The sequence below is a fragment of the Paenibacillus sp. J22P218 genome, assembly GCF_056269195.1.
On the sequence record NZ_JBWDNL010000001.1, the window covers coordinates 851,330 to 866,544 of the forward strand.

The following is a 15,215-nucleotide window of genomic DNA, read 5'->3' on the forward strand; positions in this document are numbered from 1 at the left end:
CTTGCCCTACGCTTGCCGCATCTCCCGACTTCGGGGGTGCGGTTTTTTTTAGCTGTAAAAGAAGGGGCCGGTTCCTCTGTCCGTAACGCGGACTAGAGAAATCGACCCCATTTTAAAATTACAAATTATATTTTCGAATTAGATAAGTCGGTGTACAGCTCCAGGCGTGGCAATAGCTGTTGATCAATGGATTGCCATATGGCGAGAACGATTTATTGCTCGGATCGTACAGTTCCCAGAACGTATCGGCTCCGTCCTTGATCATTTCTCCCCAATAAGCTTTCATTTGGGCAATGGCAACTGAGGGTTCGCCTACAAGGATCAGTGCTTCAACCAAATGGTGGTACAGGTAAGGCGTCGTTACTCCGACTACGGGTTTCGCTTCCAATAAGCGATTTAGCAGCTCTTTATTTTGCTGAGGCTCCCACACTTCCGCGAGAACCATCCAGATTTGGCTTGCCCATGACACTTGGCGCTCCGCGCCGCTTACGAAGAAGCCTGCTGCTTCATCCCATAGATGCTCTTTGGCCGACTCCACAGTGAGATCAAGCTGTTGCTTCAGCATATTAACGGTAGCGCCGTCTACAATCTCAGCTATTTTTATGGCTCTTCTGATCGCGTAGATCAGCACGCCTTGTGTCGGCGCTTGCTTATTCAAATCCTGATTCCAATCGATGAAGGAATACCATGAATTCGAATCGCGGATGAGATGTCTTTCGTCCAAGTACCCCAAGGCAATCTCAATCTGCTTGAGAGCTAACGGCCATAGCTCCGTCAACGTATCCAAATCTTGCGACTCCAGATAATAGTCGTATAGGGTCGTGACGAAGAAAATCGAATAGTCGAGAAGATACGTATCATCGGCGATCAGATCCGCAAACGTGAACACATTGGCTGTAATCTGACCTTTGTCATTAGGGACGCCGGCAAACAAATACAGATTTCGTTTGACCAGATCGTAATTTTTGAAGGTTTCATAGTTCGCCAATGCTTGAAGCCGCAGATCTCCCAGCCATAGACGGCGGTCACGCTTAGGACCGTCCTCGAAGACGAGCTGCATGCAGTCCTGCAGGGTCTTAATACTAACCTCATCGATTTTCTTGATGAGCTCGTCCGTGTGCTCCAAAGGCGTGACCTTGCTGACATCCGCTGAAGTAACGGTTCGGCAAACGATCTCGTCGAAAGAGACACGGTATTTTTGGGAAGCGGCGAGCACTTCGAACTTCACATAACGGAAGCTATACCGACGCGGAAGAGATAGAACCCCTGGCAGGACATCCATGTGAATGACTTCTTCTTGAAGCCAGGAGCTGCTGATCCAGCCCTCATAAGAGCTGAACGGCTCTGCCATCTCGATTGGCATCTCGCCGAACGTAATCTTAAGATGAAGGGGCGCATCGGGAGGGCTTCCCACTGGTTTAATATGAATATGGCCCAGATAGCCGACAAGATGCGTTCCGAAATCGAGAATGAAGTGATCGCCTTTGCCAAAGCTTTTGTCTGCGAGCGCTTCGGCCGATTCCAGAACGTTCACTCTCCAGCCGTGAACAACGGATTCGTCGGATACGACCTCAATAAGATGAACCGGAGAGACCTCCGTACAGTTTAGCTCCGGCTTTAGCTGCTCGGCTTTTGCGATAAATTGTTCATTTCTAATAATCGTATGATCCTTAACGACTTGGATGTTAGCCACGTATATTTCCCCTTTCAGAAATGAGTATCACTATACTTATTTAAATATTTTCCGTTGCCTGCAACAATGATGGCAGTACAGGAATTACTATTCGTTTTACAGATTACTCGCTTTTCCTAACTATGATTGATCTTTACCGAGGAATTGGATTTTCGCAAGGTAGAGGGCTATGATAAAGTAGAAGCTGAGGGAATATATGGGGATAGAGGGGGAGAGAGCATGGATCATTTGCAGCTAGATCAATATTTGAGGGAGCTCGATCCCATTGAGAAAATTCAGTCGAATACCCGTGCCAACGTCAATGAGTTCGATGGAAATGAGTTAAAGCCGGAAAACGGAGGTTCCGTCTTCCGCATGCAAGAGGATTATTTTTTTGACCAAGGTTCGATTTTTATTAGCAAGCATCACCGATTTGCCCCAATGCCGTTGCATAATCATACGTTTATCGAACTCAATTACATGTACTCCGGAGAATGCACGCAGGAGATTAACGGGAAATTGGTGCATATCAAACAGGGTCAAGTTTGTATGCTTGACAAGGATGTCCTTCATCGCATCTATCCCCTTGGCGAAAACGATATCCTTATCAATATTATTATGAAAAGGGATTCGCTTTTGTCCGGCATGCTAAGCCGGTTGAATCGTACCGGAATTGTTTCCAATTTTTTAGCCAATGCCCTGTCAGAGGATCAGAGCCATGATCGTTTTGTTTTGTTCCACTCCGAAAACCAACGCCAATTGCATAATCTTGTTCAGAATATGATGTGCGAATATTTCGAGACCGATGAACTGTCGATGGACATGGTAGGATACTACATCCCTTTGATTTTTACCGAACTAATGAGAGTATACCGAACGGATAAAAATTTTGAACTTCACCTGACGAACGGCAAGGCCAGCATTATAGATATCCTGCGCTATATCGAACAGAACTATCGTGATTGCACACTAACAGGCTTAGCCGATGCCTTTGGATTTAATGCGAATTACTTAGGGAATATGTTGAAAGAACGGACGGGGAATACCTTTCTTTCTTTGGTTCAAACCCAGCGCATGCTGCAGGCCGTCCATTTGTTAAAGCATTCCCGGAAAAGCATTGACGAGATTGCTTATGATATTGGGTATGAATCACCTGGCTTTTTTTATCGGAAATTCAAGGAGTATTATGGACAAACCCCAAGAAGTTATCGCAGTTCGATGGAAATCACTAAGTTCAAAGAATGAAGCCATTACCCCGCTTTTTGAAAAATACATACATTATGGAACAGCTCAACCACGGGCGGCAGCGATATTACCGCAATGGGCAGCGGCTATTCCCGGGAGAAGGAATCGCACCGAGCAGAGAGCTCGCAGCCATTCTATACAATGCCGGCTATAGGGGCTACTTGTCGCTTGCGTTATTTATGGAGGACTATGGCGGCATGCACGCAAAAGAGGTTGCGGAGAAAGGGGTGCAATCATTGAAGAAAGCGTATGCGATTTAACAGGGGGAACCCCGACTTTGTCTTGTAGACGAAGCCAGGGTTTATTTTTGTTTGGCATGGTTACAAGCTTTGGAACAATCCAACCGGCAGCTTGCCCTCCCAAGTAGCAGGGGCTTCCAGTCCGAGCGCATGAGCAACAACTGCGGCCGTGTCGGAGATCTCGACATGCCCAAGCTTGTTGCCAGGTGCGATGCCAGGTCCCGTGCAGCCCCAGAAGATGGTTTTATCCATAGGATGATCACTTCCGTGATCAAAAGCATTCTCGCCTCCGCCGCCGTGATCGGTGACAGCGATAATGAGGCTATCCTTTAGCAGATCAGCCTCCTCAAGTGCTTCTAGAATGACGCCCGTGTGATGGTCCGTCTCTTCGATAACACGATGCTGCGCAGGCGTGTTGTACCCATGCTTATGACCTGCAGCGTCGGGCAAATCCAATTGTACATATAATAGCTTGAAATCAGGGTTTTCTTTGATGTAAGCAGCAATAGCTGGAACAAGCTCGCCATCAGGCATCGTTACTTTATGTACTCCGATCGATGGTTCAATGATGCCGGAATTAATGGGCTGCCAAGCACTATAAGCAGCTAGTTTGGCATGGGGGAAGGCTTGTCTAGCAACACGAAAAATGGATGGATAGGGCGAGTTGACAGGAAATGGTTCCTTATCGGCCTTCGTATTGGTGAGACCATGTTTCGCAGGTGAAACCCCATGAAGCAGTGATCCCCAGCATTCGGCGCTGATGGTAGGCGATGCGGTTTGCGCTTCGAGCGTGGAAGCTCCTGTGGCAAACAAACGGTCTAAATTCGGCGTATGTGCCCCGCGAACAAAATCGCCGGCGCCATCCCACCCAATGATAATGACACGGTTACAAGTAGTCATTGATGTACCTGCCTTTTAAAGTTGTTTTAGCCCCAAAAACTAATTGTGAGAATGCCTATTAAAATAAGAACCGAACACAATATGCGTAAAGTGCCTTGCTTCTCCTTGAGGACGACAATGCCTAAAATCGTGGCAAATACGGTGCCAATTTCACGCACGGGGGAGATATGGGCAACAGGTGCATACGTCATGGCGAATAGGAACAATAAATAAGAGCCGGGATTGAGAATCGCTCCGAGTAAAATGATTCTGCTGTTCAATTTCCATTCCATGCGCAGTTGTTTAGAGGCGATAACGGTAGGCGTCAAGGCCGCGACGAACCCGATATTGGTCACTTCAAGCAAAGAAATCGCTGAGATATGTTCAAGATTAAGCTTATCGACGAAGACGTAACATGTCGTGCATAAGCCAACACTAAGCGCCATTAGGAAAGGTTTAACAGACCCGTTGGAAGCTGATCTTGATCTTGCTCTGGTGAAAAAGCCGCTGAGCGATACGAAACCAATGACCATGCAAAGCAATCCCATCCATCCGTATATCGATAAGGATTCACGAAGGAACAGGACACCAATAATAGGAATGAATAAGGTACTGGTGCCTCTCATAATCGGATAGATTTGCGATAGATCCCCCATATTGTAGGTACGTGCTAATAAAAGCGCATAAATGGCCTGCAAACAGGCGGATAACAATAGGAGGCCGTAGGACGATAAGGATAAGGGATGAAGCCATAATTCTCTTATTAAGTAAGGAAGAAGGACGATGGTGGTTACCATAAGGATGGTCCATAAGAAGACACTCTTGTTATGACTGCGTTTCGTGAATAAACTCCAAACGGCATGCGCCATGCCAGAGGCGATGACTAGCAGCGTTGCGACGATAATCAAACAATGACCTCCAAGCTTCCTGGATTAAGTACCGGGTTGGTGTTCAGGTTGCCGGGTAATGACGGTGCCGTCAGCAAGTCGCAGCCATGTCTCGAAGCTGCGCTCGCCTTCTCGGAGTCTAATCATTCTTGCGCCGCGCCCGAAGCCCTCTTTGCCATACGTGTTATAGCCGCTGGCTCTGCCGTAACATAGACGAATTCCGTACAGCTCCCCCCAATAATCGTTGATATGATCATGACCTACGAAGGTTCCTACGATATCGCCCATCTCTAGCATGGCCGCAAATAGGCCGGAGTTCACGCGGCTGCTGCAGACGCTAGCCTCATAAAAATTTCCGTAACAGGTCTTGCTGTCCCACACCTCTTGATATTCGGGTAAAGGGATATGGAAGAAAGCGAGAGCAGGCAAAGGCCGTTCAGCAAAAGGTTCTCGAATCTGCAAGGATTCTTTCTTGTACCATTCGATTTGATCGCTGCGAATCCAATCATACCCATCAATATGGGGAACGGGTGAATAAGCGCCTGAATCAAAGAAGTAAAGGTTGAATCTGCTTTGCCCGGCAGCATCTTGAATAGACAAACGGTAATTCCCTTCTCCGTTAATCTCTTTCGGTCCCCGCTGGGCAACCGTATATGGAAACTCCAGCACCGAATGGATGAGGTCTTCTCTTGAAATGATCGATTCCGTGTCATGATTGCCGAACACGATCGCCCATGGAATCCCGCGAACTTCCACGGATTGGACAGCTTCTCGCAATGCTCCTATTGGATCTTCACAAGGGGGATCACCTGGAGCTACCTCGCCGGTATAGATGACATCACCTGTAAAAACAACAAGATCCGGCTGTTCAGCGTCGAGGATATCTTCCATGAGACGGCGTGTCATCTGATCCAGAACACCGTTATCTTTCCAATGTAAATCAGTGAATTGCGCAATCGTAAAGGTGTGATCCTCACGAAAGACGAGCGAATGTGGCATGATAAGCCCTCCATTTTTGCATTGAATGTTGTAATCATGTGGTTTCATGTTGTTATCATGTTGTTTATTGACAATTGTAGCGCCGCTAGATCAGGGTGTCAACCAGCAATTCTTATGACTCACGCTGAATAATTGACATCATGTACCCTTAACCCTACAATGATAAAAAACAACATAAAACAACATCAATTATATGAAATCAGTCAAGTAGGAGGTCTCTGATGTCATTAACCTATGAAGATCGCAGGATGACAATTCTGAATCATTTGGAAATGGAAGGAAAAGTTCAGGTGCATCACTTGTCTGAGCAGCTTAACGTTTCAACGGAAACGGTGCGGCGTGATTTGGATCGCCTGGAGAAGGAAGGTAAGCTTCGCAAGGTGTACGGAGGCGCGGTCAAAATGCGCATTGAGCTTGTAGAGCCGCCTTTTCTGAAGCGGACCCAAATGATGAAGGCAGAGAAAGCGTCCATTGGCAAGCTGGCGGCTTCATTAATCGAAGACGGTGAAACGATCATGGTGGATAACGGAACGACGACCATTGAAATTTTGCCTTACTTAAGGGATCGAACGGACATTACCTTGATCACCCACTCGATTCCGGTACTTAATTTAGCGATGGAAACGTTTCGCGGAACCATTATTTTTGCGGGCGGGGAAGTAAATCCAGAGTATCAAGCGACAACGGGCTCCCTCACCGATCAGATGCTCGATCAATTTAAAGTGAACAAGGCGTTTATTTCCGTGGGCGGCATTTCACTTGTGGACGGCATTACCGACTACCATTTAGCTGAAGCGAACATTTCCCGGAAAATGATGCAGCGGGCGGAGGAGTCTATTTTAGTCGCGGATCACTCCAAGTTTGGAATGTCCACATTCGCCAGAGTATCGAGGCTGGAGGAGATTTCTATGCTGATCACGGACGCGGGCTGCCCCAAAGAGTGGATAGATACGATGGAAGCGCTTGGTATCGAGGTGCGAATTAGCGAGTAGGCAGCAAACGAGAAAAAGTGGCAACGAATAATGTCCGTTGCCACTTTCCCTTAAGAGTTTGAAACTAAACGATCAAGGAACTTTTCAGCGTCACAATTAAACTTCCAAACAACTCCAAATTGATCAACCAACATTCCGAAGCAGGAAGACCAAGGCATTTCTGATAACGGCATGATAACATAGCCACCTACGGACAAGTTAGAAAAGTAATTTTCTAGTAGCTGTTTATCATCCATTACGATACTAATCAGTATATTGTTGCCTTTAACCAACTCACCCGTTACGTTCTTCATCGAAGGCAGAATATCCGACATCATTATTTTGCCGCCCGCGAACTCTAACGATGACTCCATAATCATATTCAACTCGTTATCAGGCAAAGGGTAGCTCGGATCTTGCGGGAAATCTTTGAATTTCACTTTTTTTACTTTGCTTGCATGTAGAGCTTCTGAATAGAACGCTATGACCTGCTCTGTGTTCCCATCAAAGTTCAAATACGTAATAACGGACATGTTAAAACCTCCTTCTTGTCATACATGAAGTATAAGCTATAATAGGTGACAGCTTTGTTGTCACCTTTTTATAGCTTTTTTTATTTTTTTTTAAGTTCAGACGGGAGGCTCAATATGAATAAAATTGAAAGATTAATATCTATAGTAATGATCTTGCTGCAAAAGAATGTCGTTTCAGCAACCGAGTTCGCCCAATTATTCAACATGTCCAAAAGAACGATTCTACGTGATATGGAAACACTCAGTTTGTCTAATATACCTATTTATTCTATCAATGGCGTTAACGGCGGATACGGGATTATAGATGAATATAAGTTAGACAAACGACTATTAAGCAGTAAAGACTTGGAAAACATATTAACCGCACTGGGCGGACTAGGACAAATTCTATTCAGTGACGAAGTAGAAGTAACGATTAAAAAAATGGAATCGATGATCGGCTCAGCATCTTCGAAAGGTTCAATTCACCTATCATTTTATGATTGGGACGGTCGGTCTGAAATGGTCCAAATCTTAAAGACTTGTCAAGAATCAATCGTGCAAGGAAGGATACTAACCTTCGATTATGTAGATCGAAGCGGAGTCAAGACGGATAGACGGATCGAGCCGTACCAGCTTCATTTTAGCGAAACGAGTTGGTATTTGAAGGGTTTTTGTTTAAATCGAATGGAATATCGAACTTTCAAATTGTCCAGAATGGATAATCTTGATATCGATATCCAAACATTCGTTGCTAGAGATTTTATGACTGAACAAAAGGCCGAACAACCTTATCAGCCGAAATTAATAACAATTAAAGCATTGATCTCCCATCAAATTAAAGATCACTTTATTGAAAGATACGGTCAAAAAAGGATTGAAGCCTATAATTCCGAATTCTGTACCGCCAAGATTGATGTGCCGCAAAACGATATTGGATTCCGTTTTTTAGCTAGTTTTGGATCGGATTTAGAAATCATAGAACCTAAAGCATATGTTGACGATTTTCGAGAGTTTCTAAATGTCATGATAAAGAAATATGCCTAGCGACATAGTGACAGTTGATAACCAGTATCATCCATGGTATATTGTTAACTGGTAAACAATATTGGAATTATATCTTGTTTCTATGTTATCCTTTAAGCAATTTTGAATGTTTACTTATTAACAAGGGGCGATTGAGGGATGGATGCAGAAGAGCGAACCAAACAGCTGCTATATGAGCAGTATATCCGGTTTATACATGTCTATGAGAGTTATAAGGTTACGGAAATCGAACATTTTCAAAGTATCGCCCAAAGGGAAGCCATCGAGAAATTCCCCCAAAATTTGACCGCGGTTCATGTGATTGATTGCATCGGGAGGCATGAACCGATTAACAATACGGGGATTGCCGAGGCGATGAATTTGTCTAAGGCGAGTATTACGAAGATCGGCAGCAAACTGCTGGAAGAAGGATTCGTCAAACGCACGCAAATGAATGACAACAAGAAGGAAAGTTATTTCCGTTTGTCGCAGCAAGGCAAAAAAATCTTCGAACTGCACGAACGTCTTCATGAGCTTGAAGCAGAACGTTTTTACCGATTCTTGGACAGATATTCAGAAATGGAACTGAAGGTGATCCATAAATTTCTTCAGGATACGAGTATAGACATCGAATCCAGATGATCCGAAGGAGGATGATAGGTATGAATTTGGCTGAATTGATCATGGAACGCAGAAGTATCCGTAAATGTAATTCCAGGCCGGTGGGGCAAGAGCTGGTAGTTGAATTGCTGAGCAGCGCAGCCCGGCTGCAACCGGCCATAGACACTGGATCCTGGCGCGTGGTCTATGCCGGAACTCCCGAAGCAAACAAAAGGCTGGCCGATTATATGCTTGCGCAGATGACCCAGAGCAAGCTGGGTAAGCTGATTCCGGGCAAACTATTGGATGTATTCAAAAAGAGATTTACCGATATCCCCGCCCATGTCATTGTCATGTCCTCTGTAGGGCCGGACCGTCTGACTAACGACCGTAACTATTCGGCCGTATGCGGGATTATGCAGAGCTTTCAACTGCTGGGCTGGGAACGGGGATTAGGCATGCTGTGGGATACGGAGTCTATGATTCAGCATGAAGGTTTCTTCAAAGGAATCGGCCTGCATGAGGATGAAAGATTCGTTGGCATTCTCCATCTGGGTTACTTTGATAAAGCACCTAGGAGCCGCAAAAGAACGCCAGCCGAGCAGAAGTGGACCGTATATCAAGGATATGCGAATTGATGGGGGGAGTCGTGAAAATGAAACTAGCCGATTTATGCGGAGAAATGAACAGTCCCGTAAATTTTTTAGATCGTCCAGTGCCTAGGCAGCTCATGCTGGAGCTGCTTAATTATGCGGTTTGGGCGCCGAACGATGGGCTTCGCGAGCCATGGAGATTTATTTTTGCCGATAACCCGAATGGGGGGCTCCTGCAGGGCTTACAGGAACGGGCTCCAGCATATCTGCTAGTCGTGATGAGAGAAGAAGCAGACCGCTTTAAGCAGGAGGAGGACTTTGCAGCCGTCTCCTGCCTGATTCAAAATTTCCGCCTGCTGGCCTATGAGCAGGGCTTAGGTGTGCGCTTCACCCTGCATGACTGGATGTATGACCGGAGCCGCGCCGAAACTTTTGGGGTACTGGGCAACGAGCGTATCGCTGGGGTACTGGAATTAGGATACTGCGAGGCTCACCTGGAAGAGAGATCCGAGGCTCCCGAGCCTCAACTGCGGTTCGAGCTGCTGTAGGTGCGATGGCACGGTAATATTCATAAAAACAGCTAGCAAAGGAATGACCTTCGCTAGCTGTTGCCCTATAGCTTCCTAGCATGTGACCGAAACATTAAGAATAGAAAATAAGGTGCTCCTATCAATGTGATTAATAGTCCTGATGGAATTTCGATCGGAGCAAGTATCGTTCGACCGATGGCGTCAGCCAAAACAAGCAGCAAAGCACCGAGCAAGCTCGATAATACGATGGATTGACGCGTGTTATGCCCAATTAAGCTTCTTATCATATGAGGGACGATTAAACCGAGAAAGCCTACCGTTCCTACGGTTGCGACAGCACCGGCAGAGAGAAGAACACCTACAGTCATTGCAATGAATCGTGTTCTACGCACCGATAAACCGAATCCTATAGCGCTATCATCAGTGAATGCGAGCAAATCAAACCTGCGACCTAGCCACCATGCCAGGGGAAGAAGAGCAACAAGGAATATACAGATGATAAGGAATTGATCCCACGTACGACCGTAAGTCGAGCCAGTCAACCATATATAGCTTTCGCTTCCCCATAATGGCCCCAGTACGATTAAGGCTTGAATACCTGCGGAGCCGACTGCAGATACCGCGATCCCCAGAAGAATAAGTACCGAGGGATTCAGCGACTTTCGCCATGCGAATAGAAAAATGATGGCTGCAGCAGTTATAGCTCCGACAACAGCAGCAATCGGAAGAAATATAATCGATACTTGCGGCATGGCAATGAGCACAAGCAATGCTCCGAATCCAGCTCCCGAGGTTACCCCCAGAATTGAAGCATCGGCCAATGGATTGCGAACGGAAGCTTGAATAAGAACACCGCTTACGCTCAGTGCTATTCCTGCGCATGCGGCTACAAGAGTTCGCGGTAAACGTAAATTCAAGAGAATGGAATAGGACTCTGCTTCGTCGGCCCCAATTAAGCTCGCGAATAACTGACTTAGCGGAATACGCGTGCCGCCCATTGTCATGCTTATAAGAATGAATGAAACAACTAAGAAAAGCATGATGAACGCGACAATCGGGAATCGAATCCGAACCCGATTTCTCCCAATAGACATGGATGAGGTTGAATAAGTACCTGAAATACCTTTCATTTTCCTAAGTATGAGCCAGATTAGCCACGGCGCTCCGATTATCGCCATCATCGCACCTACGGGCATTTCACCTATGCTGCTACGAACCATTCGCGTAAGAACATCAGCCGCAGTTAGCAATACGGCTCCCCAAAGGGCAGTGGCGGGAATAAGCCAATTATGCTTGCGCAATCCGCTTAGACGTACTAAATGCGGCGCGACAAGACCAACGAATCCAATAGGTCCGACTACGCTGACGACAACAGAAGCAACAAGCACTGCAAGCGCGAGTCCAGCGAACCGAGTGAGATTAACCTTCTGACCTAATGATTGAGCAGTGGACTCATCCAAGTTCAATACATCGAATTGCTTGCCCATAAAAAAAGCGACGATAATCACAATGCTGACTCCAGGCCATGCATACGTAACACCTTTCCAGTCGAGCTGGGAGAGCGAGCCTGAGCCCCATAAAAATAACGATTGTGTTTCCGTAGCGTGGAATATATGTAGCGCGCTTGTAAATGAACCTATCACCATAGCTATTATCATGCCGGAAAGCGCTAATCGGATGGGGCTTGTTGATCGACCGCCACCGAGGACGTAAGCGCACATCGCAGCAATGCCTCCGCCAGCGGCTGCAAACAGAAACGGTGACTGGTGAAGCAGGGTGGGAAAATAAATCGTTCCAACAACAACCATAAAATATGCACCGGCATTAATACCGAGTGTATCAGTGGAAGCCAGCGGATTTTTCGTAACCGTCTGCAGCAGGACACCGGCTACTGCAAGTCCTGCACCGGAGAAAACTCCTAATATCGCACGCGGCATACGCATATCCCATATTACATTATGCGAGAGTAGATCCTCGCGATGAAATAGGGCTTCAAAGACGACTTTGAAAGAGATCTGTGCTTCTCCAAAGCACAAACTAGCTATCAACAGTAAGAAGAGGGCGGCTAAGCCGCCCACGTATAAACTAACCGTTCTCATTTTGTTATAGCTTCTACTACACGATCAACTAATACTTTGGAGGAGAGGGGGCCGCCGAAAGTCCATGTGTCTCCGCCTATACCATAAGTCCGATTTTCTTTTACGAAATTCAATCCGTTCCAAACCGTATTATCCTTCACAGAGTCACCGAAAACGTTATCCTCTTCTTGGACAATGTATATGAAATTGGAGTCGCTCACTGCCGGCAGGGATTCGAAGGTGGCGTCCGTAAATCCATACTTCTCAAACTTCTCTGATTTCCAATCGCTGGTTAAACCGATTCGGTTGAGCGTTTGAACGACTGTCGAGGTATCCGTAAACATCCTCAACGTTGCAGCATTCTGGCTAGTGAATGCTTGGGTAATGACATAATTGAATTTGTCCTTGCCGGCAGCTGCAAGTTTTTCTTTGGCTGCTGCATAATGCTCATCAAGATCTGCGAGAACTTTATCTGCTTCTTCTGATTTTCCTACCGCCGTAGCAATGGTTTTAAAATCGTTAACCATTCCTGTGTAGGCGTCACCTTCGTTCGGATAGGGGTCGTATTCAATCGTGGGAGCTATAGCATTTAGCTGCTTGTAAATCGCATCGTTATTGTCTGTATTTGAGATGATCAGATCAGGCTTTAAGGAAGCAATCGTTTCCAGGTTGGGCTCCCAACGCAATCCGACATCCGTAACGCTATCTGCGAGTGCCGCTTCATCCGTTACCCAAAGCGAATATTCGGCATTGTCCGCGTTACCTACTGGCTGAATACCAAGTGCGATTAATTCCTCTGTATAGATCCACTCCAAGGCGACGACGCGAACTGCAGGCTTGTCTAGCGTAGTTTCGCCTTTGGCATGTTTAATAATGATAGGACCATCCGCGTTGGAATTATTCGAGGCAACGTTGTTAGCGTCATCCGAATTGTTCGAGCCACAGGCCGAAGCGATAAATAGGATAGATAATAGTAGGCTGCTAAGTTGTAATAGTCGTTTCATTGTATTTCCCCCGATACTTGTTTTTTGATCTGACCAATAATGAGAATCAATATCATTATTTTGGCAAAATAAGACTATCATTGATCAATAGATGCTGTCAATAATTAATTATTTTTATAACTTCTGCAAATGAATGTGCGATAGCTTGATCGAGAAGAGGGCGTTTATGAAACTATTTCAGGAGTTTTATTAGCGAAGAGGTTATAGTGAGACGCCACCCTGCAGAGGCGGCGTCTTTTCATATGAAGAATTGCAATATTAAATGGTACTCCCCTTCAATTAAGGCTCGTAAGTTTACCACGGAATCGAAAACCTCTGGAGCTTGTTTTTCCAATTCAACGTACCCGTCAATACGAGTGTAACGAAATAGAGAAGCAAGGAACAAACGATGGAAGCTATGACGCTCCATATCAGCGATAAGCCTTGATCGATAAGATAGTCAAAGGTCCAGTGACCGCATATCGCCATTAGCATCATACAGATCCCAACTTTGATATAAGGACGAATGCTCAAATACAATCCGATCGAGCCTGAAATCGAAAAGAAGTTTAACAGGGTTTGCATGACAATTCCGATGCCGATGCCGTACGCGATGCCATTAATGCCGAATTGGCTGCCGAACACGAAGATCGCGACAGCCTTGACGATCGTCGCGGCCACGTAGTTCCACAGTGTAGCTTTTGCGCGGCCAAGTCCGAGAAGAATGGCATGCAGCGGTGCGTCGAAATAATGCAAGAAAAACATCGGCGCCAATATTTTCAGCAGCAATCCAGCTTCCGGTGCGTTATAGACAAGCGTCGTAAGCGGAGTTGCCCACTCGAACAGAATGACGGTCGCCGGGGCGCCGATCAGAAGTCCCAAGCTCAGCGCCTGATTCATCCTCTCATGCATAAGCAGACTGTTCTTGTTCGCCGCTGCTTCGCCGATCGCAGGAATGAGAGCGGTGGACAAGGATTGCGTGATAAAGCTTGGCATGAACAGCAGCGGAAAGACATAGCCGGCCAACAAGCCGAATTGCTTCGTGGCTAACGCCGTGCCAATGCCGGCCAGTGCCAGGCTGGATGTAATGAGAAGCGGTTGGAAGGTGCTGTATAACGAGTGAATAACGCCGTGACCGGTCGTTGGCAGTCCAATCTGCAGCAGCTCGCCAAGCGTGCTTCTTCCTTGCTTCACGTTACTCGCCCATGTCTCGCCCTGCACCTTCGATTCTCCGTACAGCTTGTAGCTTGCCACTAGAAATAAGAGGCTGATCGCTTCGCTGACGACGGATGCAGCCATTGCGCCCGCAGCCGCATACGCGATGCCGAAAGGCAGCAATAGGTGTACCAATGCAAGGACGCAAGCGATCTGCACCGTATGTTCAAGTACGTCAGAGGCGGCGATAGTCTTCATCTGCTGCATGCCGCGGAAGTATCCTTTCAACACCGCGGAGATGGCGATAATTGGCGCGATTGGCGTAATCGCGAGCATCGCATAATAGGCTCGTTGATCGCTCAGCAAGATGGATGCGATCCATTCGGATCCTAATAGTGAAACGGTCGTAAGCGCTATGCTTAAAACGCTGGTGACAGCTAGCGAGACGTGCAGGATACGTCTCACTTTCCCTCGTTCTCCACGAGCGTGGGCCTCTGCGACCAACTTTGAAATGGCCACTGGCAATCCAAGCTCCGTAATCGTAATGACGAGCGGGAGAAGAGGAGCCGCCATCATCAAGAGGCCGATTCCCTCCGCGCCCAGTACGCGAGCAACATACATGCCGCTGATAAATCCGAGAATACGGTTAATGAAAGCAGCGACAGATAACACTAACGTACCTCTCATGAACGATTGCCCGTGTTGCGTCATAGCTTGTTTCCTCCTGTTCATCGAATACTTACATATGTATTCAACATTTGGAAAAGCATGCGAACGAGCTTGTGTTAGGCATATGATCCTAACCTAAATGGTTACTTTTTTTGTTCAATTGATTAGTGAGTTCGG

15 protein-coding genes are annotated in these 15,215 nt (G+C 46.5%); 7 read left to right on the top strand and 8 right to left on the bottom strand.

Going from position 1 to position 15,215, the window contains the following annotated elements; genetic code table 11:
- Positions 1-118: 118 nt before the first annotated feature.
- Positions 119-1,693, bottom strand: coding sequence for an alpha-L-rhamnosidase-related protein (locus AC0YN0_RS03595; RefSeq protein WP_475820033.1), 1,575 nt, complete (start codon positions 1,691-1,693; stop codon positions 119-121).
- Between the two features lie 219 nt (positions 1,694-1,912).
- Here AC0YN0_RS03595 and AC0YN0_RS03600 point away from each other — a divergent pair, with 219 nt between their 5' ends.
- Positions 1,913-2,917 carry an AraC family transcriptional regulator gene (locus AC0YN0_RS03600; protein WP_475820034.1) on the top strand — a complete coding sequence of 335 codons (1,005 nt, stop codon included), beginning with the start codon at positions 1,913-1,915 and terminating at the stop codon, positions 2,915-2,917.
- 35 nt (positions 2,918-2,952) lie between these two features.
- Entirely contained in the window at positions 2,953-3,177 is a 225-nt protein-coding gene (locus AC0YN0_RS03605; protein WP_475820035.1) for a hypothetical protein, read from the top strand.
- A 60-nt stretch (positions 3,178-3,237) separates the two neighbouring features.
- On the opposite strand, the gene AC0YN0_RS03610 is transcribed toward AC0YN0_RS03605, so the two are convergent.
- The 3 genes from AC0YN0_RS03610 to AC0YN0_RS03620 are packed head-to-tail and all read right to left on the bottom strand — an operon-like array spanning position 3,238 to position 5,921.
- A complete protein-coding gene (locus AC0YN0_RS03610; protein ID WP_475820036.1) occupies positions 3,238-4,056 on the bottom strand; it encodes an alkaline phosphatase family protein in 819 nt (272 codons plus the stop codon).
- Positions 4,057-4,082: 26 nt separating this feature from the next.
- A complete protein-coding gene (locus AC0YN0_RS03615) occupies positions 4,083-4,943 on the bottom strand; it encodes an EamA family transporter (protein ID WP_475820037.1) in 861 nt (286 codons plus the stop codon).
- 24 nt (positions 4,944-4,967) lie between these two features.
- Complete coding sequence (locus tag AC0YN0_RS03620) at positions 4,968-5,921, bottom strand: metallophosphoesterase family protein (protein ID WP_475820038.1); 954 nt, start codon at positions 5,919-5,921, stop codon at positions 4,968-4,970.
- Between the two features lie 221 nt (positions 5,922-6,142).
- On the opposite strand from AC0YN0_RS03620, the gene AC0YN0_RS03625 reads away from it, so the two are divergent.
- On the top strand, positions 6,143-6,913 hold the full coding sequence (locus AC0YN0_RS03625; RefSeq protein WP_475820039.1) for a DeoR/GlpR family DNA-binding transcription regulator: 771 nt from the start codon (positions 6,143-6,145) through the stop codon (positions 6,911-6,913).
- Positions 6,914-6,963: 50 nt separating this feature from the next.
- On the opposite strand, the gene AC0YN0_RS03630 is transcribed toward AC0YN0_RS03625, so the two are convergent.
- On the bottom strand, positions 6,964-7,425 hold the full coding sequence (locus AC0YN0_RS03630) for a VOC family protein (RefSeq protein WP_475820040.1): 462 nt from the start codon (positions 7,423-7,425) through the stop codon (positions 6,964-6,966).
- 114 nt (positions 7,426-7,539) lie between these two features.
- On the opposite strand from AC0YN0_RS03630, the gene AC0YN0_RS03635 reads away from it, so the two are divergent.
- The 4 genes from AC0YN0_RS03635 (at position 7,540) to AC0YN0_RS03650 (ending at position 10,171) form a co-directional block, all read left to right on the top strand.
- Positions 7,540-8,451, top strand: coding sequence for a helix-turn-helix transcriptional regulator (locus tag AC0YN0_RS03635; RefSeq protein WP_475820041.1), 912 nt, complete (start codon positions 7,540-7,542; stop codon positions 8,449-8,451).
- 138 nt (positions 8,452-8,589) lie between these two features.
- Positions 8,590-9,072: a MarR family transcriptional regulator gene (locus tag AC0YN0_RS03640; RefSeq protein WP_475820042.1), complete on the top strand. Its 483-nt coding sequence runs from the start codon at positions 8,590-8,592 to the stop codon at positions 9,070-9,072.
- A 20-nt stretch (positions 9,073-9,092) separates the two neighbouring features.
- Entirely contained in the window at positions 9,093-9,668 is a 576-nt protein-coding gene (locus tag AC0YN0_RS03645) for a nitroreductase family protein (protein WP_475820043.1), read from the top strand.
- A 17-nt stretch (positions 9,669-9,685) separates the two neighbouring features.
- Positions 9,686-10,171: a nitroreductase family protein gene (locus AC0YN0_RS03650; protein WP_475820044.1), complete on the top strand. Its 486-nt coding sequence runs from the start codon at positions 9,686-9,688 to the stop codon at positions 10,169-10,171.
- Positions 10,172-10,236: 65 nt separating this feature from the next.
- Here AC0YN0_RS03650 and AC0YN0_RS03655 read toward each other — a convergent pair whose 3' ends face one another.
- From AC0YN0_RS03655 to spoVB, 3 genes are all read right to left on the bottom strand, one after another.
- Positions 10,237-12,252, bottom strand: a complete 2,016-nt coding sequence (locus AC0YN0_RS03655) for an iron ABC transporter permease (protein WP_475820045.1) — start codon at positions 12,250-12,252, stop codon at positions 10,237-10,239.
- On the bottom strand, positions 12,249-13,235 hold the full coding sequence (locus AC0YN0_RS03660) for an ABC transporter substrate-binding protein (protein WP_475820046.1): 987 nt from the start codon (positions 13,233-13,235) through the stop codon (positions 12,249-12,251). Before AC0YN0_RS03660 ends, AC0YN0_RS03655 begins: the two co-directional genes overlap by 4 nt.
- A gap of 294 nt (positions 13,236-13,529) precedes the next feature.
- Entirely contained in the window at positions 13,530-15,080 is a 1,551-nt protein-coding gene (gene spoVB, locus AC0YN0_RS03665; protein ID WP_475820047.1) for a stage V sporulation protein B, read from the bottom strand.
- Positions 15,081-15,215 lie beyond the last annotated feature (135 nt).

Excerpts from the sequence above, each read along its gene's own strand:
- AC0YN0_RS03600 (WP_475820034.1), top strand. The coding sequence starts at position 1,913 with ATGGATCATTTGCAGCTAGATCAATATTTGAGGGAGCTCGATCCCATT.
- AC0YN0_RS03605 (WP_475820035.1), top strand. The coding sequence starts at position 2,953 with ATGGAACAGCTCAACCACGGGCGGCAGCGATATTACCGCAATGGGCAG.
- AC0YN0_RS03610 (WP_475820036.1), bottom strand. The coding sequence starts at position 4,056 with ATGACTACTTGTAACCGTGTCATTATCATTGGGTGGGATGGCGCCGGC.
- AC0YN0_RS03620 (WP_475820038.1), bottom strand. The coding sequence starts at position 5,921 with ATGCCACATTCGCTCGTCTTTCGTGAGGATCACACCTTTACGATTGCG.
- AC0YN0_RS03625 (WP_475820039.1), top strand. The coding sequence starts at position 6,143 with ATGTCATTAACCTATGAAGATCGCAGGATGACAATTCTGAATCATTTG.
- AC0YN0_RS03630 (WP_475820040.1), bottom strand. The coding sequence starts at position 7,425 with ATGTCCGTTATTACGTATTTGAACTTTGATGGGAACACAGAGCAGGTC.
- AC0YN0_RS03635 (WP_475820041.1), top strand. The coding sequence starts at position 7,540 with ATGAATAAAATTGAAAGATTAATATCTATAGTAATGATCTTGCTGCAA.
- AC0YN0_RS03640 (WP_475820042.1), top strand. The coding sequence starts at position 8,590 with ATGGATGCAGAAGAGCGAACCAAACAGCTGCTATATGAGCAGTATATC.
- AC0YN0_RS03645 (WP_475820043.1), top strand. The coding sequence starts at position 9,093 with ATGAATTTGGCTGAATTGATCATGGAACGCAGAAGTATCCGTAAATGT.
- AC0YN0_RS03650 (WP_475820044.1), top strand. The coding sequence starts at position 9,686 with ATGAAACTAGCCGATTTATGCGGAGAAATGAACAGTCCCGTAAATTTT.
- AC0YN0_RS03655 (WP_475820045.1), bottom strand. The coding sequence starts at position 12,252 with ATGAGAACGGTTAGTTTATACGTGGGCGGCTTAGCCGCCCTCTTCTTA.
- AC0YN0_RS03660 (WP_475820046.1), bottom strand. The coding sequence starts at position 13,235 with ATGAAACGACTATTACAACTTAGCAGCCTACTATTATCTATCCTATTT.
- spoVB (WP_475820047.1), bottom strand. The coding sequence starts at position 15,080 with ATGACGCAACACGGGCAATCGTTCATGAGAGGTACGTTAGTGTTATCT.